At 70.5% G+C, this 20,863-nt stretch carries 13 protein-coding genes; 6 read left to right on the forward strand and 7 right to left on the reverse strand.

What is annotated here, in order from left to right; translation table 11 throughout:
- Window positions 1–35: 35 nt before the first annotated feature.
- Complete coding sequence (locus BpN12_RS13615) at window positions 36–989, reverse strand: chemotaxis protein (protein WP_425306314.1); 954 nt, start codon at window positions 987–989, stop codon at window positions 36–38.
- Between the two features lie 398 nt (window positions 990–1,387).
- On the opposite strand from BpN12_RS13615, the gene BpN12_RS13620 reads away from it, so the two are divergent.
- Window positions 1,388–2,056 (forward strand): flavin reductase family protein, encoded by a 669-nt coding sequence (locus tag BpN12_RS13620; protein ID WP_246793104.1) that lies wholly within the window; start codon window positions 1,388–1,390, stop codon window positions 2,054–2,056.
- A 280-nt stretch (window positions 2,057–2,336) separates the two neighbouring features.
- Here the strand turns inward: BpN12_RS13620 and BpN12_RS13625 are convergent, their stop codons facing one another.
- The 6 genes from BpN12_RS13625 to BpN12_RS13650 form a co-directional block, all read right to left on the reverse strand.
- A complete protein-coding gene (locus tag BpN12_RS13625) occupies window positions 2,337–3,890 on the reverse strand; it encodes a methyl-accepting chemotaxis protein (RefSeq protein WP_246793105.1) in 1,554 nt (517 codons plus the stop codon).
- 49 nt (window positions 3,891–3,939) lie between these two features.
- Window positions 3,940–5,046: a porin gene (locus tag BpN12_RS13630; RefSeq protein WP_246793106.1), complete on the reverse strand. Its 1,107-nt coding sequence runs from the start codon at window positions 5,044–5,046 to the stop codon at window positions 3,940–3,942.
- Between the two features lie 685 nt (window positions 5,047–5,731).
- Window positions 5,732–6,664, reverse strand: a complete 933-nt coding sequence (locus BpN12_RS13635) for a LysR family transcriptional regulator (RefSeq protein ID WP_246793107.1) — start codon at window positions 6,662–6,664, stop codon at window positions 5,732–5,734.
- Window positions 6,665–6,746: 82 nt separating this feature from the next.
- Window positions 6,747–7,697 carry a DUF979 domain-containing protein gene (locus tag BpN12_RS13640; RefSeq protein ID WP_246793108.1) on the reverse strand — a complete coding sequence of 317 codons (951 nt, stop codon included), beginning with the start codon at window positions 7,695–7,697 and terminating at the stop codon, window positions 6,747–6,749.
- On the reverse strand, window positions 7,694–8,455 hold the full coding sequence (locus BpN12_RS13645) for a DUF969 domain-containing protein (RefSeq protein ID WP_246793109.1): 762 nt from the start codon (window positions 8,453–8,455) through the stop codon (window positions 7,694–7,696). Before BpN12_RS13645 ends, BpN12_RS13640 begins: the two co-directional genes overlap by 4 nt.
- 222 nt (window positions 8,456–8,677) lie before the next feature.
- A complete protein-coding gene (locus BpN12_RS13650; RefSeq protein WP_246793110.1) occupies window positions 8,678–12,352 on the reverse strand; it encodes a hydantoinase B/oxoprolinase family protein in 3,675 nt (1,224 codons plus the stop codon).
- 1,119 nt (window positions 12,353–13,471) lie between these two features.
- On the opposite strand from BpN12_RS13650, the gene bcsD reads away from it, so the two are divergent.
- The 5 genes from bcsD (at window position 13,472) to bcsB (ending at window position 20,861) form a co-directional block, all read left to right on the forward strand.
- Window positions 13,472–13,927, forward strand: coding sequence for a cellulose biosynthesis protein BcsD (gene bcsD / locus BpN12_RS13655; protein WP_246793111.1), 456 nt, complete (start codon window positions 13,472–13,474; stop codon window positions 13,925–13,927).
- A gap of 65 nt (window positions 13,928–13,992) precedes the next feature.
- Window positions 13,993–15,105: a cellulose biosynthesis protein BcsP gene (bcsP, locus tag BpN12_RS13660; RefSeq protein WP_246793112.1), complete on the forward strand. Its 1,113-nt coding sequence runs from the start codon at window positions 13,993–13,995 to the stop codon at window positions 15,103–15,105.
- The gene (gene bcsQ, locus BpN12_RS13665) at window positions 15,102–15,893 is read left to right on the forward strand and encodes a cellulose biosynthesis protein BcsQ (RefSeq protein WP_246793113.1); all 792 of its coding nucleotides are present in this window, start codon (window positions 15,102–15,104) and stop codon (window positions 15,891–15,893) included. Before bcsP ends, bcsQ begins: the two co-directional genes overlap by 4 nt.
- Entirely contained in the window at window positions 15,890–18,097 is a 2,208-nt protein-coding gene (gene bcsA, locus BpN12_RS13670; protein ID WP_246793114.1) for a UDP-forming cellulose synthase catalytic subunit, read from the forward strand. The genes bcsQ and bcsA overlap by 4 nt, the downstream gene beginning before the upstream one ends.
- A gap of 199 nt (window positions 18,098–18,296) precedes the next feature.
- A complete protein-coding gene (bcsB, locus tag BpN12_RS13675; protein WP_425306315.1) occupies window positions 18,297–20,861 on the forward strand; it encodes a cellulose biosynthesis cyclic di-GMP-binding regulatory protein BcsB in 2,565 nt (854 codons plus the stop codon).
- Window positions 20,862–20,863: the final 2 nt, after the last annotated feature.

The following is a 20,863-nucleotide window of genomic DNA, read 5'->3' on the forward strand; positions in this document are numbered from 1 at the left end:
CGGGCCACGAAGGCGCCCCGCGGATCAGGCCGCCGTCAGGCGGCCAGCGCCTTGCGGATCGCCGCCGACAGTTCGGCCGGCGCGAACTTCGTGATGTAGCCGTTGGCGCCGGCATTGCGCGCGTGCGCCTCGTTGGCGTTACCGGTCAGCGACGAGTGGATGATGACGGGAATGTGGCGCAGGCGTTCGTCGGCCTTGATCTTGCGCGTCAGCATGAAGCCGTCCATCTCGGGCATTTCCAGGTCGGTGATGACGAGCGAGACCTTGTCGCGCACCGGTACGTTTTCCTGCGTGGCTTCGTCGGCGAACTTCAGCAGCATGTTCCAGGCCATTTCGCCGTTCGAGGCGATCACGTGCGGCGCCTCCAGCGCCGTGAGCGCCTGATCGATCAGCGCGCGCGCGAAGCCGGAATCGTCGGCCGCCAGGATGCAGCCGCCGGCCGTGCGCACCGCGTCGCCCACGTCCTCGCGCTTGACGTCCTCGTGCTGCTCGGGGAACACGTCGCGCATCACCTGCTCGACGTCGAGCAGTTGAGCCAGCTGGGTCTTGCCGTTGCCGGCGTCGATCCGCGCGATCCCGGTGACGTAGCCGGCCGTGCCGCTGGTTTCCGCGCTCAGCACTTCCTTCCATTCGAGCCGGATGATGTCCTCGACTTCCTCGACGGCGAATGCCTGCGTGCCGCGCGAGAACTCGGTGATCAGCAGGATCGCCGGCACCTTGTCGGAGGTCGAGCCGATCAGCGAGGCCAGGTCGATCACCGGAATGATCTGGCCGCGAATGTCCACCGCGCCCACGAAATGCGCCGGCGAGCCCGCGATCGGCGTGACTTCGGGCATGGAAACGATTTCGCGAATCTTGAACACGTTGATGCCGTACAGCGCGCGCGCGGTACCCGGCCGGGGCTGTCCCAGACGAAACAGAAGGAGTTCCAGACGGTTGTTGCTGGTCAGCGTGGTTCGTTCGTCAACGCTTCGTTCCATCGTTTTCATCATATGCATTCTCGAAAGAAACTTGGCTGCCCGGCGGCCGGGCGGCCCGATTCGCGCCGCCCCCTGGTCCGCACGCGATGGCCAGGCCTCCGCGCCGCACCCCGGCCTCGACGGCGGAGCGGGTCATTCGGGTACCTGATGAAAGGGATATCGGCAGTGACGCCGGGAAGCTTGAATCCGGGTCGTCACGGAGGCGCGCATGCGGCAGTTTTTGCCGGTTTTCGTCACAGCAATGCGAACGATCGTGCCGCGAGCGCGAAACGCGACTGACCGCCGGGGCGCCCTCACTCACCGCGTTGCACAACACCGCGCGCCGAATGCGACGGCAAGAACCGGAGCGCCCGCCGGCGCCGCGCCCGGCATGCTGGTCGACATCCACCACCCACCGGGAGTCAACCATGCATGTCACCGCCCATCCGTCGATCCTCTACTTCGGCACGCCCGTCGCGCTGCTGTCCACCGTCAACGAGGACGGCTCCGCCAATCTCGCGCCGATGTCGTCGGTGTTCTGGCTCGGCTGGCGCTGCTACCTCGGTCTGCAGGGCATCTCGAAGACCACCGGGAATCTGCGTCGTACCGGGCAGCTTGTCATCAATCTGCCATCTTCGGCGCAGGTCGCGGCCGTGGACCGGCTCGCGCGCGTCACCGGCACCGAGCCGGTGCCCGACGACAAGCTCGCGCGCGGCTACCGCTTCGTGAAGGACAAGTTCGGGCTGGCGGGCCTCACGCCCGTCGCCGCCGAGACCGTGCAGGCGCCGCGCGCCGCCGAATGCCCGATCCAGCTGGAGGCCGTGCTCGAGCACGAACACGGCTACGACGCGCACGGCCCGCTGGCCGGCTACATCGCCGTGCTGGAGGCGCGCATCACGCGTGTCCACGTGGACGACTCGCTGCTGATGGACGGCCACCCGAACCGCATCGATCCGGACAAGTGGCGCCCGCTGATCATGAGCTTCCAGCAGTTCTACGGCCTCGGTGAGAAGGTTCACGCCTCGCGGCTCGGCGAGATCGAGGAGCAGCTGTACCGCACGCCCGATTTCGAGCGCGCGATGGCGCAGCAGTCGTAAGGCGGCGGATGACGATCCGGTAATCCGCGTGTCATCGCGGCGTGGCCGTGGCGTGAGCAGAATGGTGCTTGCGCCGTCGGCACGACGCGGCGAACGAGGAACCGGCGATGACGCCAGCGAACCGGACGGCGCGCCGCCGCCGGGCTCGCCGGCAGCATGGGCGGCGCGGGTACGCCGTAGGCCGACGCACTGCCCCGGATAGGTGCATCGGCAACCAATGCATCGTCATGACACGTGCGGACACGCCAACCGCCCGCACGCGCCGCCGCCTCGACCGGCTTCACCCCACGACACGAAACGCCGACACCGCCCGCGTCAGGTGCCGCCCCTGCTCGTCGAGCGCCTTCGACGCGGCCGCCGCCTGCTCGACCAGTGCCGCGTTGTGCTGCGTGACGTCGTCCATCTGCGCGAGCGCGAGGCCGATCTGCCCGATGCCGCGGCTCTGCTCGGCAGACGACGCGGCGATTTCGCCGACGATGCCGCTCACGCGCGCGATCGCCCGCGTGACCTCGTCCATCGCCTGCCCGGCCGCATCGGCCAGCCGCGCGCCGTCGCCGACGCGCCGCGTCGATTCGGCGATCAGCGCGTTGATCTCCTTGGCCGCCTGCGCGCTGCGCTGCGCGAGCGCCCGAACCTCACCCGCCACCACCGCGAAGCCGCGCCCCTGCTCGCCGGCGCGCGCCGCCTCCACGGCCGCGTTCAGCGCGAGGATATTGGTCTGGAACGCGATGCCCTCGATGATGCCGGTGATGTCGGCGATGCGGCGCGAACTCTCGCTGATCTCGCCGATCGTGCGCACCACCTGTCCCACCGTGTCGTTGCCGCGCCGGGCGATGCCCGAGGCGTCGAGCGACAGCGCGTTGGCCTCGCTCGCGTGCCCGGCGTTGTCGCGCACCGCGGCGCTGACCTGCTCCATGCTGGCCGCCGTCTGCTGCAGCGAGGCGGCCTGCCGCTCGGTGCGCGCCGACAGGTCGGCGTTGCCGGCCGCGATCTGCCCCGCGCCGCTGGCGATGCCCTCGGCCGAGGCGCGCACGCTGCCGATCAGCGCGAGCAGCGCCGCGCGCATCGCGGCCATCGAGGCCAGCACGCTGCCGTCGGGCGCGCGCGCCGCGCCGGCCACCTCGCCGAGATCGCCGGCCGCGATCCGCGTGATCGCGGCCGACAGCACCGCCGGCTCGGCGCCGAGCGTGCGCACGATGCTGCGCGAGGCCGCCAGCGTGAGCAGCGTGACCACCGCGCCGAGCGCGAGCAGCGCGGCCAGCGAGCGGCCGAGCAGGCGGTGATAGGCGGCCCGGATGTCGTCCTGATAGGCGCCCGCGATCAGATCCCAGCCCCACGGGCCGAAGCGCTGCACGTAGCCGAGCTTCGGGCTCGGCGCGGTCTCGCCCGGCTTCGGCCACCAGTATTCGAGGAAGCCGCCGCCCGCGGGCGAGGCACCCACGGCGGCGATCGCGCGATACAGCGCGAAGCCGTGCGCGTCGTGCCAGCCCGACATGTCGCGTCCGTCCATGGCCGGCGAGGTCGGATGCATCACCATCACCGAGTCCGCGCCCACGATCGTCACGTAGCCGTTGCCGGCGTAGCGCAGGTCGGCGATCCGCGCAATCGCCTTGCGGCGTGCCGCGTCGGGCGCGAGCCGGCCGGCTTGCGCCTCGCGTTCGAGCCCCTGCGCGATCGAGGCCGCCATCAGCACCACGTTGCGCAGGTCGGCGCGGCGCTCGCCCAGCTGCAGCTCGCGCGCCTGCCACGCGCTCCAGGCCGCCAGCGCCAGCAGGCCCAGCCACGCGAGCGCGAGCGGCAGCCACAGCCGGCCGCGAAGCGTCATCTTGTCCATCGGTAACCCCGCAAACTGATCGGTCGAGGGAGCGACCCGGCCCGGCCGGTCAGAACACCGTGCGCAGGCTCAGGCTCGCGCCGAAGTTGTTGGCCTTGCCGCCGAACGTCAGCGGCCCGTTCGGATCGTTGACCGAGGCGCCCGCCAGATGGCTGTGGTCGACTTCGACATAGACGTCGGTGCGCTTGCTGAGCAGGTAGTCGACGATCCCGTAGGCGGTCTGGATCGTGCCGCTGCGGCCCGGCGCGACGTTGTTGGCGTGGTCGTAGGCATACGAGCCGATCAGGCGCCACTGCGGCGCGAGCTGCCAGGTCGCGCCCACCCGCACGAACACGTCGTCGCGCGCGCTGGTCTGGGCGCCGAACGCGGTGGTGACGTTGCTGATCAGGCTGGTGTTGGCCAGCGCGCCGCCGCTGTTGTTCGCCGCCACGTTGAAGCCGGCGTCGCGGCGCGCGTCGATGCCGTACAGGTAGAGCCCGAGCGGCCCCCATGCGTAGGTGCCGCCGAGCGAGCCGGCCACCAGCTTGTGGCCGCTGCCGTCCTTCGATTCGGAGCCGGCAACGCCGAGCTTGCCGCCGCCGAAGCGGTAGAACAGCGACGCGGTGGTGGTGCTGCCCGACACGGCGCTGCCCGGCTGGCCGCCGAACGCATGCTGCACGCGCAGCGTGAGCGGGCCGAGGCTGTTCTCGTACTGCAGCGTGTTGTCGAAGCGGATGCCGACCAGGAACAGCGACCAGTCGGTGGCGTTGATGTTGCCGCCGCCGATCGGATCGAAGTTGAACGCGTAGAAATCGTAGAGCCCGCCGTACTGGCGGCCGAGCTTCACGGTGCCGAGCCGGTCGTCCTGCAGGCCGACCCAGGCGAAGCGGCCGAACAGCTGCTGTTGCTGGTCCGACTTGCCGTTGGCGATGTTGAAGCCCGCTTCCAGCTGGAAGATCGCGCGCGTGCCGCCGCCCAGTTCCTCCGTGCCCTTGAAGCCGAAGCGGTTGCCGTTCACGGCCCCTTCGTTGACGCCCACCGTATTGCCGGTGGCCGAGGTCTGGAAGCGGATCGCCTCGTCGATCAGGCCGTACATCGTCACGCTCGACTGCGCATGCGCCACGCCGCAGCCGAGCACCAGGCCCGCCATCCCCATCCCGCCGATGATTTTTTTCATTCGTATTCCTGATTGAACCGTTCAGGCCGCGCCGTCGCGTCGATGCTTCCGTCGAGTCGTGCGGCTCTCGCCCGCCAGCCCCGCGAACGCGCATGCGCCCACGCCGGCGGCCCCTGCCCCGCGCCGCTTGCCGCCGGATCATCCGGCCTGCTCGCGACGCACCCCGAGCATGACGGATTTTGTTGCAGCACGCGGAGCAGGTCGAACTTGAAAATTAAATCGGGCGTATAAGAATTTTGAATACCGGGGGCGGGGGGTAGCCCAAACGAAGCAACCAGCCGCCTCCCTGGACGCGACACGTTGATCCTCCTGCTCGGTGTTACCTGCAGCCTGCATGTGACCGGGATTGCCCGTCTCGAAGTCAAATCGGAACAACGTCAGCATCGACGAGCTCTTTATCACGGGCATTTTCCCGGCGCTGGACGCTGCAAGCGCTGCTATTGGAGCGGTTGCTATCGACTCCGGGGTACGCTGCGGCGTTACGCGAAACAACCATCGGCCCAAAGTTGGCAGAGGCGTTGACCCAAGTCGCCTCGACAGTGACCGTAGCGACCGGGGCTCGACAGCTCGACAGCGCCACGGGTGGACATCTGCTGCGGCTGCTCACACAAGCCCGACGTGATGTTCATCGCCTTCATCAACTTCGCGTTGACCGTTGCAGGCTCGCGACCACGCGCCCCCGCCGCTACACAATCACCCGCGCCGCCTCCTCCCCCAACCTCGCCGCATACCGGCGCACCGTCTCGACGGCGATCTCGACCAGCCGCTCGGTCCATTCGGAGCCGGTGCGCCACGCGATCGCGAACGGCAGCGGCGGCGGCACCTCCAGCCCCTCCAGGCGGCGCAGCGTGCCCTGCTCCAGCAGGTCCTGCACCAGCGCGGGCGGCATCGCGGCCACGCCGAAGCCGGCCTGGGTGAGCCGGATCATCGCCGCCAGCGAGTTCACGCAGCTCACGCGTGCCTCGTTGATGCCGTGGGACTGCATCAGCCGCAACACGTCCTGGTGCGGGCGCGAATGGCGCGAATAGGTGATCAGCCGCTCGCCGCCGAGCCGGCGCAGCGCGGCGGTGGCGGTGTCCCCGGGTAGCCGGCCGCTGACGGGCGAGCCGGCCGCCGCGATCCACACCACGGCCAGCTCCAGCACCCCGATGCTGCGGATCGACTCGTCGCGCAGCATGTCGGTCTGGATCACCATGTCGAGCATGCCGCGCCGCAGCTGCTCGTTCAGGTTCAGCGCCGTGTCGGAAGTCACCTCGATGTCGAGGTTCGGGTAGTGCTCCATCACGTCGGTGACGAACTCGACGAACCAGGAGTGGATCGCGCTGTCCATCGCGCCGATGCGGATCGTGCCGTAGGCGAAGGTCTCGCCCTGCAGCGACTCGTAGAGCTGCGTCATCGAGCGGCTGACCTGCTCGGCATGGCGCAGCACGCGCTCGCCCTCGCGCGTGAGCGTCACGCCCTTCGGCTCGCGCTTGAACAGCCGGGCGCCAAGCTCCTGCTCGAGCACCGAGATCCGGCTCGAGATGGCGGCCTGCGTGGAATGCAGCTTTTCGGCGGCAAGGCTGAAGCTGCGCAGCTTCGCCACCCAGATGAAGGTTTCCAGGAACTTCAGGTTCACGCCAGGGTTTCCTCCGATGCAACGCGCGGGCCGGCATCGCCGCGATGCCGGCCCCCGCCTTTTCGCCGGCCGTGCCGGCGCGCTACATCAGCGTATACAACAGGACAATATTGACGGCCAGCATCACGAGCGCGGTGGGCGCCTGCGCGCGGATCACGCCGTATTTGTCGGGCAATTCGAGCAGCGCGGCCGGCACGATGTTGTAGTTGGCCGCCATCGGCGTGAGCAGCGTGCCGCAATAGCCCGAGAACATGCCGATCGCCACCATCGGCGCGGGGTTCGCATGGAACACGCCGACCAGCACCGGCACGCCGATGCCGCCCGTCATCACCGGGAACGCCGCGAAGCCGTTGCCCATGATCACGGTGAACAGCGCCATGCCGATGCAGTAGACGGCCACCGCCACGAAGCGCAGGTCGAGGTTCACGTAGGCGGTGGTGAGATGCGCCACCGCCTTGCCCACGCCGGCGTCGGCGAATACCAGGCCGAGCATGCCGAGCATCTGCGGCAGCACCACCGCCCACGACAGCGCGTCCACCAGCCGCCGCGCCTCGTACACGCCCTGCCGCGCCGAGTCATGCGTGAGCCGGCAGGCGAAGCCGAACGCGATCACGCAGCCGATGCCGAATGCCACCAGCGTGACGTTCTTCGGATCGAGCAGCGCCACGCCGCCGAACACCAGATGCGGCGCGAGCAGCGTGCCGAGCACGGTGACGAGCGGGATCGTCAGCGCGGGCAGGAACAGGCGGTTGCCGAGTCGCGCGGCGCTGGCGCGGCGCACCGGCTCGGCCGGCACGTCGGGCTTGGCGCCCACCACGCCGCCGAACCCGGCCACCAGTGCCATCACCACCACCAGCGCGCCGACCAGCGCGGGCGGCAGGTGGTCGCCGGCCAGGAACACGATGCCGTAGACGGTCCAGAAGCCGCCGGCGAGGAAGCGCTTCGGATGGCCGCGGTCGGCCACGATGATCGCGCCGATCGTGACGAGCAGCAGCCCGAGCAGCCAGAAGAACAGGTTGAGCGAGACGGTCATGCCTGATCTCCCTGCGCGTGGCCCGTGGTGGGCGCGGACGAGGATGAAGACGTCGACGACGACGCGGCGCCCGGCGCGGCCCGCCGCGCGAGCCAGCCGTCGAGCCGCCACAGCCGGAAGCCGTGGACGAGGAACGCCGCCAGTGCGGTGGGCAGGCCGTACAGCGCGACCCGCATCGGCTCGACGGTGATGCCGGCCTCGCGCAGGAACGTGACCATCAGCACGATCGCGCCGAACGCCACGAACACGTCCTCGCCAAAGAACAGCCCGACGTTGTCGGCCGACGCCGCGAACGCGCGCAGCCGCTGGCGCACCGCGTCGCCGAGCTGGCCGAAGCGCGTCTCGGCGGCGCCCTCGGCCATCGGCGCGACCAGCGGGCGGACCATCTGCGGATGGCCGCCCAGGCCGGTCAGCCCGAGCGCGGCGGTCAGCTCGCGCACCAGCAGGTAGGCCAGCAGCAGCCGGCCCGGGGTGGCCGCGCGGATCCCGCCGATCCAGATCTGCGCGCGCTCGCGCAGCCCGTGCCGCTCCAGCAGGCCGATCACCGCGAGCGGCAGCAGGATGATCAGCGGAATGGTGCGCGTCTTCAGGAAGCCGGTGCCGATCGCGGCCAGCACGGACAGCGGCGGGAAATGCGCGGCCAGGCCGGTGGCGATCGCCGCGAGCGTGACGATCAGCATCGGATTGAAGCGCAACGCAAAGCCGGCGACGATCAGCGCCACGCCGATCAGCGGAGTCAGGTTTACGGCGGACTGCATCGGTGGTTCTCCTGGTGGGTCGTGAGCGCCCCGCCGGATCGGCGGAACGGCCTTCGTCGCGCGCGGGCGCATCCCGAACCCGGACGCGTGCCGCGCGCTGCGTTGCTGCTTGATGCGTACTGCTTGATGCGTTGCTGCCTGCTACATCGACGGCGCCGGAGGCGGGCGTCCCACCTCCAACGCACGGATCGTGCCGGCCGCGCGCGGCGGCCGGCACGCCCGTCAGTCCGCCGGGCCGTAGCCGCCGCCGCCCGGCGTCTCGATCACGAACACGTCGCCGGGCGCCATGGTGGCGGTGTGGGTCGCGCCGAAATGGTCGATCGTGCCGCCGGCGCGCTCGATCCAGTTACGCCCCACCGCGCCGGCGGCCCCGCCGGCGAGCCCGAACGGCGGCACGCGGCGGCGATTCGCCAGAATATTCGCGGTCATCGCGCGGGTGAAGCGGATCCGCCGCACCGCGCCGTCGCCGCCCGCCTGGCGCCCCGCGCCGCCGCTGCCGGCGCGGATCGCGTGCTGCTCGACCAGCACCGGAAAGCGCCACTCGATCACCTCGGGATCGGTCATCCGCGAGTTGGTCATGTGGGTCTGCACCGCGGCGGTGCCCGGATGCGCGCGGCCCGCGCCGGAGCCGCCGGCGATGGTTTCGTAGTACTGCTGGGCCGCATCGCCGAACGTGAAGTTGTTCATGGTGCCCTGCGAGCCGGCCATCACGTCGAGCGCGCCGTACAGCGCGTCGGTGATCGACTGCGAGACCTCGACGTTGCCGGCCACCACCGCGGCCGGATAGGCCGGGTTCAGCATCGAGCCGTGCGGGATCACGATCTCGATCGGCCGCAGCACGCCCTCGTTCATCGGGATGTCGGCACTGAGCAGCGTGCGGAACACATAGAGCACGGCGGCCTTGCAGACCGAGCGCGGCGCGTTGAAGTTGCTGCCGCGCTGCTCGCTGGTGCCGGTGAAGTCCACGCGCGCCACGCGCCGCGCGCGGTCGATCGACACCGCCACGCGGATCACGGCGCCGTCGTCCATTTCGTAGGCGAACTCGCCGTCGGCGAGCGTGGCGATCGCCTCGCGCACCGCCTCCTCGGCGCTGGCCTGCACGTGGCCCATGTAGGCCAGCACCACGTCGGCGCCGTAGCGCGCGGTCACGCGCAGCAGCTCGGCGGCGCCGCATTCGCAGGCGGCGATCTGCGCGGTCAGGTCGGCGATGTTCTGGTCGATGTTGCGGCTCGGCCAGGGGCCGGCGGCGAACAGCGCGCGCACTTCGGCTTCGAGGAAGCGGCCGGCCGCGACGATCCGCACGTTGTCGAGCAGCACGCCCTCTTCCTCGATGGTGGTGCTGTCGGGCGGCATCGAGCCCGGCGTGATCCCGCCCACGTCGCCGTGGTGGCCGCGCGCGGCCACGTAGAACAGCAGCTCGCCGGTCTCGCCATGCACCGGCATCACCACCGTGATGTCGGGCAGGTGGGTGCCGCCGTTGTACGGCACGTTCAGCATGAACACGTCGCCGCGCCGCATGGTGGCGCCATGGTCGCGGATCACGCTCTGCACGCTGTCGCTCATCGAGCCGAGGTGCACCGGGATGTGCGGCGCGTTGGCGATCAGGCCGCCCTCGCGGTCGAAGATCGCGCACGAGAAATCGAGGCGCTCCTTCATGTTGACCGAGTACGAGGTCTTCTCGAGCGTCACGCCCATCTGCTGCGCGATCGACATGAACAGGTTGTTGAAGATCTCCAGGTGCACCGGGTCGCGCGCCGTGGTGATGGCCTGCGCGGCGCCGTCGGCGTCGGCGCGGCGCTCCAGGCGCAGCGTGCCGTCGGCCAGCACGCTCGCCTGCCAGCCGGCCAGCAGCACGATGGTGGAGATTTCCTCGGTGATCAGCGCCGGGCCGTCGAGCCGCGCGCCCACCGCGAGGTCGCGGCGCGCATGCAGCGGCACCGTGGCCGCGCGCCCGCCGGCATACAGCGCGGCGCGCGCGTCGGGCGCGGCGGCGGCATTGGCCACGCGCGGTGCGGCGCCCTGCAGCAGCGGCGGCTCGGTCAGGCCGATCGCCTCCACCACCACCGATTCGACCACCAGCGGCTTGTCGGTCATCGCGAAGCCGTAGCGCTTGCGGTGCAGCGTCTCGAACGCGTCCTGCATCGCGGCGGCGGCGGCGAACGGCACCTCCAGCGTGGAATCGGTGTTGCGGTATTTCAGGCGCACCGCGCGCGCGGCCGCCACGCGCTCGCGCGGCACGTGCTGCGCGAGGATCGCCGCGACCGCCTCGGCTTCCAGTTCCTCGAAGCGCGCCTGCAGCGAAGCGGCCACGGCCGCATCGAGTTCGGCCTCCACGGCGCGCTCGCGCAGCACGCGCAGGTCGGCCAGGCCCATGCCGTAGGCCGACAGCACGCCCGCGAACGGATGCAGCACGATGCGGCGCATGCCGAGCGCGTCGGCCACCGCGCAGGCGTGCTGGCCGCCCGCGCCGCCGAACGCACAGAGCGCGTAGTCGCTCACGTCGTGGCCGCGCTCGACCGAAATCGTCTTGATGGCCTGCGCCATGTTGTCGACGGCCACCGCCAGGAAGCCCTCGGCCACCGCCTCGGCGCACATCGCGCGGCCGGTCTCGCGCTCGACCTGCGCGGCGAGTTCGGCGAAGCGGCGGCGCACCACCTCGACGTCGAGCGGCAGGTCGCCGTTCGGCCCGAACACGTGCGGAAAGTGGTCGGCCTGCACACGGCCCAGCATCACGTTGCAGTCGGTCACGGTGAGCGGGCCGCCGTTGCGGTAGCTGGCCGGGCCCGGATACGCGCCGGCCGATTCGGGGCCGACCTTGAAGCGGCCGTTCTCGAACGAACAGATCGAGCCGCCGCCGGCCGCCACGGTATGGATGTCCATCATCGGCGCGCGCACGCGCACGCCGGCCACCCGGGTTTCGAACACGCGCTCGTAGGCGCCGTCGTAATGGGCCACGTCGGTGGACGTGCCGCCCATGTCGAAGCCGATCACGCGGCGCTCGCCGGCCGCCTCGCTGGTGCGCACCGCGCCGACGATGCCGCCGGCCGGCCCGGACAGGATCGCGTCCTTGCCCTGGAAGCGCCCGGCGTCCACCAGTCCGCCGCTCGACTGCATGAACATCAGCCGCACCGCGCCGGTGTGCTCGGTCACGCGGCTCACGTAGTCGCGCAGCACCGGCGAGAGATAGGCGTCCACCACCGTCGTGTCGCCGCGCCCGACCAGCTTCATCAGCGGGCTCACCTGGTGGCTCACCGACACCTGCGTGAAGCCGCATTCGCGCGCCAGCTCGGCCACCCGCAGCTCGTGGGCGGGGAACCGGTAGCCGTGCATCAGCACGATCGCGACCGAATCGATGCCGGCCGCACGGGCGGCGGCCAGCGCCTCGCGCGCGGCGGCCTCGTCGAGCGCGCGCAGCTGGTTGCCGTGCGCGTCGAGGCGTTCGTCGATCTCGACCACGCGTTCGTACATCTGCGCCGGCAGTTCGATGTGGCGCGCGAAGATGTCGGGGCGCTCCTGGTAGCCGATCCGCAACTGGTCGGCGAAGCCGCGCGTGATCGCCAGCAGCGTGCGCGCGCCCTTGCGTTCGAGCAGCGCGTTGGTGGCCACCGTGGTGCCCATCTTCACCACCTCGATGCGCTGCTGCGGCAGCGGCTCGCCGGCGCCCACCCCGATCAGGTCGCGGATACCCTGCACCACCGCGTCGCGGTAGCGCTCGGGGTTCTCCGAGAGCAGCTTGTGGGTGACGAGGCGGCCGTCGGGCCGGCGCGCGACGATGTCGGTGAAGGTGCCGCCGCGATCGACCCAGAACTGCCAGCGGGCGTCGTCCGCGGCGATGTCGGGGGCGGCGGCGCGTTGCGGCTCCCGTGCGTCGGGCTCGTGTTGCTGCGTGACTTCCATTCCATCATCTCCATGGGCCGCCCCGCCGGCCGGCGCCGCCGGGGCGCCGCCAGCGGCACGGCGGGTGTTGTGCTGGGGCGGATTGTCGGCGGGCGGAGGGAATCGCGTCGATGCAGAAAAATAAATCCGGCGCATAACGAAATGCTATTCGGACGCGAGCGGTGCGCGGGCGGCCTCGCGCCGTGGCCAGGCCGCATTGGCCACGGCCCGCTGCGGGGGCAGGCGCGGCGGAATCGGGGAGCCGCCGGGCCCGGATCAGGACCGGCATTGGCGCCCGATTCGCCTCGCTTTGATCCGGTTTCGATCCCCGATTGAAGCGCGGATCACGACGTTATTGCGATCGGCACCGGATTGGGATCGGGTCAGATATTGGCGCCCGAATTGGCCTTCAATTGGCGCCGGATTGCTTCCGGTTTGACTTCGAATTGGCGCCGGATTGATTGCGGACCGGATCCCGATTGGCCGGATTTGCCGCGGAATTGCGCCGATTCGATCGGTGCCGGCATCGGTGCGGGCGGCGTCCTCATCTCGTCCTCCCCCCGCCTGCCGCGGCGCGAAACGCGGCGGACGCCGCGGCGCGATCTTTCATTTCGCCGACCCGCCGCCGACGGCCGCGACCGCGCCGGAGCGGCCGCCGGCGGGCCGGCGAACCGTCCGGCGCGTGGCGTTTCGGGTCGCCAAGGCCGGGAAACGTGGCGCGAAACCCGCAACCGGCTCGCGCCGGGCGTGGGTTTTCGGGCTAAATTTCACGAATTTCCATTTATGTAACAAACTCCGTCGGTTCTTGCGGCAGCATAGGAGACATTGGGCCAGGGACCGACGCGAGACGGCGTGACGCGTGTCGATCGAAGCGGGAAAACGGAGTCGCCCATCGATCCGGAATCGTATGAACGATCGGTCGAGTTTCGTAAGTGTTTTGTCATTTGAAATCGACGCAAACGATGTCATGCGAAAAAATTACCGGACCCACGGGAATGATCGGTAAATTCATTCGATGGAGTTTGCTAATGAATTTGTTGGACGGCATACTTAAAAAATTTGTCGTTTGCACCTGCTAGTTTTTGGAACCGGACCCTGACGTCCGGGTTTCTTCAGATTTATCGAGTGAGCCAGTTTTCCATGCCGACCGCCGTTGATTTCCTGCTCGAACAGAATCTCTCGTCCCAATGGCGTGGTTTCCTGCTCGCCCTGGCCAAGGAGTTCGAGTCCCAGCTCAGCCCCGACGAATTGCGCCACTTAATGTTTCGCGTGGGATGCCGTTATGCCGGAGAGCAGCCGCTGCCGCCCTGCGACTCCACCGCCGAGCTGACGGCGGCGCTGAACGCGCACTGGGCGTCGACGCGCTGGGGCTACGTCGAGCTGTCCGACGAGGGCGACCACCTGCGCATCGTCCACAGCGGCGCGCCGATGTCGGCGTTCGGCAGCGGCGCGCTGGCCTGGATGCCGGCGTTCCTGCAGGGCAGCTACCAGACCTGGCTCGACGCGATGGGCGCGACGCAACTGAGCGTGGTGCAGACCGATACGGAGGAGCACGGCTTCGCCGTCGAGTTCCGCCTGTCGCCCGAAGCCGTCTGACGCGCGATGCCTCTCCTATTCGACACGGCCGGACGCAATCGGCCCTAGCGACTTTCTCGAAACGTATGAATACCTCCCGCGATGTCAAAGCACTCTTCGATCGGTTCGGAGGAGATGCCAGCAGCTACCAGGAAATCCGCATGGAAAACGAGGCGCTCGACGCCCGCCGGCGGTGGCCCCTGCTCGGCATGATCGATCCGCGCCAGACCGAGGTGGCCGCTGCCGCCGCGGGTTCGCCGGCCCCGGCCGCCGAGGGCGACGCGGGCAACCCGGCCCGGCCGACCCCGGCGGGCACGCGCGGCCAGGACGCCTCGCGCAACCGCACGCATGCCGTGCTGCGCAGCACCGCGCCGCTCTTCACGCGCTCGCCGCGCCGCGACGTGCCGCCGGTGATCGTCAAGGAAGCGGCGCCCGCCGCGCCGGAAGGCTCGACCTATCGCTTCTCGCCGCCGCCCGGGGCGCCCGTCGAGGACGCCACGAGCCCGGCGGCCGAGCCGCCGGCGGCACCGGCCGCGGCAGCCCCCGGCACCGAACTCGCGCCGGCGGCCACCGCGCCGATGCTGGCGGCGATCCCGCTACCTGCGATCGCACCGCGCTTCGCGCAACCCGCGCGCGTGACCGAAGTCCCCGACCTGTCGCCCGCCGACGCCGCCGCACTGGCCGCGCCGCGCCAGCCGGTGGTGCGCGAGACCGTGCCGGTGGAGGCCGTCGTGCCCGAGGCCGCGCAGCCGATCACGCCCGCGAGCGCCGCCGACACGTCGTCGGCGTTCGCGCGCCTCGTCTCGCCGGGCCTCGCGCGCGCCGCTTCGAGCGGCATCTTCCCGGCCCCGCTCGGCAACGCGCAGCGGCTGCCCACGCGCCAGCCGCTCGGCGCGGCGCCCGCCAGCGCGGCGCCGATGGCGGCGCCGGCCGCCCCGGCACGCCCCGCGCCGGCACCGGCCGCCGCGCAGTCGCCCCTGCCGTCGCTGAAGAAGCTGGCCGGCGCGCCGGCCGCCCCCGCGCGAACGCGCGAGGCGGCCAGCGCCGCGCGCGGCGAGGAACGCCTCGATTCGCTGTTCTCGCGCCTGCGCCGTGGCGGCGCGGCGCCCTCGCCGCAGATCACCGTGACGCAGCCGGCCGCCGCCCCGAAGGCCGCCGCGCGTCGCCCGTGGTTCCTGCGCGGGGCGGGCCAGTCATGAAGGTAGTCAGCGTCGTATCGGCGAAGGGTGGCGTCGGCAAGACCACGATCGCCGCGAACCTCGCGTCGGTACTGGCCGCGCAGGGCCGCCACGTGGTCGCCATCGATCTCGACCCGCAGAACTCGCTGCGCCTGTATTTCGGCGTGCCGCTCGACAGCGTCGACGGCCTGTCGCGCGCCGCGCTGGCCGGCTCGCTCTGGCAGAGCGCGATCGTGGACGGCGCCGACGGCGTCACGGTGCTCGCGTTCGGCGCGCTCGTCGAGGAAGAGCAGCACCTGTTCGAGCGCCGCCTCGACCACGATCCGACCTGGCTCGCGCGCGGCATCCGCGACCTCCATCTCGGCGAGGACGACATCGTCATCATCGACACCCCGCCCGGCTCGTCGGCCTACACGCGCGCGGCGCTGTCGGCCGCGCATTTCACGGTCAACGTGGTGCTGGCCGACGCCGCGTCGTATGCCGCGATCCCGCAGATGCAGCGGATGATCGACGCCTACGCGGCGCCGCGCCCCGAATTCGTCGGCGAGGGCTACGTGGTGAACCAGATCGATCAATCGCGTCAGCTGAACAAGGACGTGCTGCGGGTGCTGCGCGAGATGCTCGGCGCCCACATGTTCCCCGGCGTGATCCACGACGACGAGGGCGTGAGCGAATCGCTCGCCTGCAACACCACCGTCGTCAACTACGATCCGGTCAGCCAGGTCTCGGCGGACCTGCGCGCCTGCGCCGCCTGGCTGCTCGACGCGCTCGGCGCGCAGCAGCCGGTGGTGCGCGGGAGCGCGGCATGAAGGCCGCCCGCGCGCCGCGCGACGGCAAGACCGAAGCGGCCGGCCAGGGCGTCGACGGCAGGGCCGCCACGCGCCTGCAGCGCTTCGCCGACGCGCCGTTCTGGGGCAGCCTGCCGATCGTCCTGCCGCTCGCGCTGCTGGCCGTCGTCACGCTGTTCTTCGTCTGCACCGTGCCGCTCACCAACACCCAGCAGCTCGCGTTCGCGACCTGCTGCTTCGTGGTGGCGCTGCTGTTCCGCCGCATCGAGGGGCACTACGTCACGCTCGTGATGATCATGCTGTCGCTGATCACCACCGGCCGCTACATGGTCTGGCGCCTCGGCGACACCACCTACTGGTCGCATCCGCTCGACATGGCCTGGGGCGTGCTGCTGGTGTTCGCCGAGGTCTACGCCGCGCTGATCCTGATGCTCGGCTACTTCCAGACCGCCTGGCCGCTCAAGCGCAAGCCGATCCCGCTGCCGGCCTCGCGCGCCGACTGGCCGACCGTGGACGTGTTCATCCCCACCTACAACGAGCCGCTGTCGGTGGTGAAGCCGACCATCTACGCGGCGCTCGCGCTCGACTATCCGCCCGACAAGCTGACCATCCACGTGCTCGACGACGGCCGCCGCGCCGACTTCAAGGCGTTCTGCGAGGAAGTGGGCGTGAACTGGACGATCCGCGCCCACAACCGCCACGCCAAGGCCGGCAACATCAACGAGGCGCTCAAGATCACGCACGGCGAGTTCTTCGCCGTGTTCGACTGCGACCACATCCCGACCCGCTCGTTCCTGCAGATGACGCTCGGCTGGTTCCTGCACGACACGCGGCTGTCGATGCTGCAGACCCCGCACCACTTCTTCTCGGCCGACCCGTTCGAGCGCAACCTCGGCACGTTCCGCAAGGTACCCAACGAGAACGAGCTGTTCTACGGGCTGGTGCAGGACGGCAACGACCTCTGGAACGCGACGTTCTTCTGCGGCTCGTGCGCGGTGCTGCGCCGCACGATGGTGGAGGAGATCGGCGGCATCGCGGTGGAAACCGTGACCGAGGACGCCCACACGGCGCTCAAGCTGCACCGCCTCGGCTACACCACCGCCTACCTGGCGATCCCGCAGGCCGCCGGCCTCGCCACCGAGAGCCTGTCGGGCCACATCGGCCAGCGGATCCGCTGGGCGCGCGGCATGACGCAGATCTTCCGGATCGACAACCCGCTGATGGGCGGCGGCCTCACGATCGGCCAGCGCCTCTGCTACCTGAACGGGATGCTGCACTTCTTCTACGGCATCCCGCGCCTGGTGTTCCTGACCGCGCCGCTGTCGTACCTGTTCTTCGGCGCGCAGGTGATCCACGCCTCGGCCGTGACGATCGCGCTGTTCGCGCTGCCGCACATGCTGCACGCGAACGCCACCAACTCGCGCATGCAGCGCCAGTTCCGCCATTCGTTCTGGGCCGAGGTGTACGAGTCGGTGCTCGCCTCGTACATCACGCCGCCCACGCTGCTCGCGCTGATCAACCCGAAGCTCGGCAAGTTCAACGTGACGGCCAAGGGCGGCATGATCGAGGAGAAGTACTTCGACTGGGCGGTGTCGCGCCCGTATCTGGTCCTGCTGATGCTGAACCTGCTCGGCTTCGTGATCGGGCTCTGGCACATCCACACGCACTGGGCGATCCGCAGCGAGGTCTACACGATCATCCTCAACATCGGCTGGACCACCTACAACATGCTGATCCTCGGCGCGAGCGTGGCCGCGGCCACCGAGCAGAAGCAGGTGCGCGCCGTGCATCGCGTGGCGATGACGATGCCCGTGATGCTGCGCTTCGGCACCGGGCGCACGCTCGCCTGCGAGACCATCGACTACTCGGAGGGCGGCGTGGGCGTCGCGCTGCCGCAGAAGATCTCGGTGCCGCTGCACGAACGGATCACCGTCTCGCTGTTCCGCGGCGACGAGGAATACGCGTTCCGCGCGGTGGTCGCCTCGTCCACGCCGGGCCGCGCCGGCCTGCAGTTCGTCGAGATGACGAAGGACCAGGAATTCGATTTCGTGAAAACGACCTTCGCGCGCGCCGACGCCTGGACCGGCTGGGCCGAGGGCCGCAAGCCCGACGCGCCGCTGCGCGCGCTCGCCACCGTGCTGTCGGCCGGTGCCCGCGGGATCTTCAATCTCTTCGAACACCTGTATGCCGACGCGCGCGCCTGGGGAAAGCGCGCGGGCCGGTAGACCGCACCACGGACAGCGACGGCAGATGAACCAAGGAAGCACCCTGTCACGCCCCTGCCAAGGCAAGGGCGATGCGGACCACACCGGCGACGAGACCGGCCGCGACGCGCCGCGCGCGCCGCGGGCCACGCATCCGGACACGCATCCGGACACGAATTCGGCCACGAACCCGGACACGAATTCGGCCACGAACCCGGCCATGAACCCGGCCATGAAGCGGACCGGCCAGCCGGCCGCCTCGCGCGCAGCGAGCCTGCCGCGCGTGGCGCGCGCGCTCGTCTACGGGCTCGCGCTGCAGTTCGCCATCGCGCCGTTCGCGGCGCTGGCCGCCACCGCCGCGAAGCCGGGCGAGGCCGCCGACACGCCGTCCGCCGCGACGGCGGGCACGGCCATCCCGGCGGCCGCCACGGCAACCCCGGCGGTGCCGGGCGCCTCGGCCCAGTCCGGCGACGGCGCGAAGTCGATCGGCGCCGTGCCGGCGCCGTCGGCCGCGCGCCAGTTCGATGCGCAGGCCGGCGCGCAGCCGGCCGTCGCGCTGGTCGTGCCGCCGCTGCCGCCCGAGCAGCAGAAGCTGCTCGGCATGCGCCCGCCGACCACCGCCAATCCCGGCATGCTGGTGCCGGGCGGACGCCGCCAGACGCTGACCTTCGCCGATCTCGGCGCGCTCGATCCGCTGCAGCTGCGCGGCACCGAAGGCCAGAACGGCGTGCCGTTCTCGGTGCGCAACGACGAGGTGGTGACCGCCGCCACGCTGCACCTGATCTACAGCTATTCGCCGGCGCTGCTGCCCGACATGTCGCAGCTGAAGGTGCTGATCAACGGCGAGGTGGCCGCCACGCTGCCGGTGCCGCAATCGCAGGCCGGCACCACGGTGGCGCGCGACGTGCCGCTCGATCCGCGCTTCATCACCGAATTCAACCACCTGAACGTCGAGCTGGTCGGCCATTACACGCGGCGCTGCGAGGATCCGGCGAACTCCACGCTGTGGGCCACCGTCAGCAACGCCAGCTCGCTCGACCTCAGCTACGCCTCGCTGCCGGCGAAGGCCGATCTCGGCACGCTGCCCGCGCCGTTCTTCGACCGCCGCGACGTGCGCCGGCTCGAACTGCCGGTGGTGTTCGCCGAGAAGCCGGACCCGGCCACGCTCGAGGCCGCCGGCACGCTCACCTCGTGGTTCGGCGCGCTGGCCGGCTACCGCGGCGCGCTGTTCCCGGCCCAGGTCGGCAGCCTGCCGCTGGCCGGCAACGCGGTGGTGTTCGCGCAGGCCGATGCGCATCTGGCCGGCGTGACGCTGCCGGCCGTGACCGGCCCGACCCTCGCGGTGGTGCCGCGCGACGGCAACGCGCGCGGCTCGCTGCTGCTCGTGATGGGCCGCAACGGCGACGAGCTGAAGACCGCCGCCAGCGCGCTCGCGCTGGGCCAGAGCACGCTGAACGGCAGACTCGCCACCATCAACCAGCTGGTCACGCTCAAGCCGCGCGCGCCCTACGACGCACCGAACTGGCTGCCCGCCAATCGCGCCGTCCGCTTCGGCGAACTGGCCGACCCGCGCGCGCTGTCGGTGCAGGGCTACAACGCCGGCCCGATCTCGCTCACGCTGCGCGTGCCGCCCGACCTGTTCATGTGGAACACCCAGGGCGCGCCGCTCGACCTGCGCTACCACTACTCGGTGCGGCCGAAGCCGGACCGCTCGTCGCTGAACGTCAGCGTGAACGGCCGCTTCGTGCAGGCGCTGCAGATCCCGGCCGTCAACCCGTCGCGCTTCAGCATCGCGCGCTTCCTGGGCCGCTTCGGCGCGCAGGCCGGCGACACCGGCAGCGCGCGGCACATCGTGCGGATTCCGCCGCTGATGCTCACGCCGCATTCGCAGCTGGACCTCGCCTACTACTACGACATCCCGAACACCGGCGAATGCTCGGGCGCGCTGCTGCCGAACGTGGCCGGCACCATCGACCCGGATTCGACCATCGACCTGTCGAGCTTCCCGCACTACATGGCGCTGCCCGACCTGGCCGCGTTCGCCAACAGCGGCTTCCCGTTCACGCGGCTGGCCGACCTCTCGCAGACCGCCGCGATCCTGCCCGACGAGCCGACGCCAGGCGACTACAGCCTGTTCCTGCTGGCGATGGGCCGGATGGGCGAATCGACCGGCTACCCGGTGACCGGCGTGACGGTGGGCGGCCCCGGCGACGTCGAGCGCCTCGCCGACAAGGACCTGCTGGTGCTCGGCGGCCCCGGCCGCCAGCCGCTGCTGCAGCGCTGGGCCAAGCAGATGCCGTTCTCGAGCGACGGCGACACCGCCACCTTCACGCTGTCCGACATCGGCCCGCGCATCGCCGACTGGTGGCTCGGCCCGCACGGCGTTGAGCGCGCCCCGGCGCGCGCCGACCTCTCGCTCGTCAGCAACGGCGACAGCGCGCTGATCGCGGGCTTCGAATCGCCGCTGCATGCGGGGCGCAGCGTGGTCGCGCTGATCAGCTCGCCGGGCGAGTCGGAGGCCGACATCACCTCGGCGCTGATCGACGCCGACGTGCTGCCGCAGGTGCAGGGCGCGATGGACGTGATCCACGGCCGCTCGGTGACCGTCGCCTCGAACGGCAACACCTACTATCTCGGCAGGCTCCCGCCGTTCGAGTACGCACGCTGGGCGCTGTCGTCGCATCCGCTGCTGCTCGTGTTCAGCGGCGTCCTCGCGGCGATCGTGATCGCCGCGCTGTTCTATCGCGCGCTGCGCCGCATCGCCGCGCGCCGACTCCAGGATTGACG

The sequence above is a fragment of the Burkholderia perseverans genome, assembly GCF_022870505.1.
In the GTDB taxonomy this organism is placed as follows: domain Bacteria; phylum Pseudomonadota; class Gammaproteobacteria; order Burkholderiales; family Burkholderiaceae; genus Burkholderia; species Burkholderia plantarii.

Excerpts from the sequence above, each read along its gene's own strand:
- bcsQ (WP_246793113.1), top strand. The coding sequence starts at position 15,102 with ATGAAGGTAGTCAGCGTCGTATCGGCGAAGGGTGGCGTCGGCAAGACC.
- BpN12_RS13630 (WP_246793106.1), bottom strand. The coding sequence starts at position 5,046 with ATGAAAAAAATCATCGGCGGGATGGGGATGGCGGGCCTGGTGCTCGGC.
- BpN12_RS13620 (WP_246793104.1), top strand. The coding sequence starts at position 1,388 with ATGCATGTCACCGCCCATCCGTCGATCCTCTACTTCGGCACGCCCGTC.
- BpN12_RS13640 (WP_246793108.1), bottom strand. The coding sequence starts at position 7,697 with ATGACCGTCTCGCTCAACCTGTTCTTCTGGCTGCTCGGGCTGCTGCTC.
- bcsP (WP_246793112.1), top strand. The coding sequence starts at position 13,993 with ATGAATACCTCCCGCGATGTCAAAGCACTCTTCGATCGGTTCGGAGGA.
- BpN12_RS13615 (WP_425306314.1), bottom strand. The coding sequence starts at position 989 with ATGAAAACGATGGAACGAAGCGTTGACGAACGAACCACGCTGACCAGC.
- BpN12_RS13650 (WP_246793110.1), bottom strand. The coding sequence starts at position 12,352 with ATGGAAGTCACGCAGCAACACGAGCCCGACGCACGGGAGCCGCAACGC.
- bcsB (WP_425306315.1), top strand. The coding sequence starts at position 18,297 with ATGAACCCGGCCATGAAGCGGACCGGCCAGCCGGCCGCCTCGCGCGCA.
- BpN12_RS13625 (WP_246793105.1), bottom strand. The coding sequence starts at position 3,890 with ATGGACAAGATGACGCTTCGCGGCCGGCTGTGGCTGCCGCTCGCGCTC.
- bcsA (WP_246793114.1), top strand. The coding sequence starts at position 15,890 with ATGAAGGCCGCCCGCGCGCCGCGCGACGGCAAGACCGAAGCGGCCGGC.
- bcsD (WP_246793111.1), top strand. The coding sequence starts at position 13,472 with ATGCCGACCGCCGTTGATTTCCTGCTCGAACAGAATCTCTCGTCCCAA.
- BpN12_RS13645 (WP_246793109.1), bottom strand. The coding sequence starts at position 8,455 with ATGCAGTCCGCCGTAAACCTGACTCCGCTGATCGGCGTGGCGCTGATC.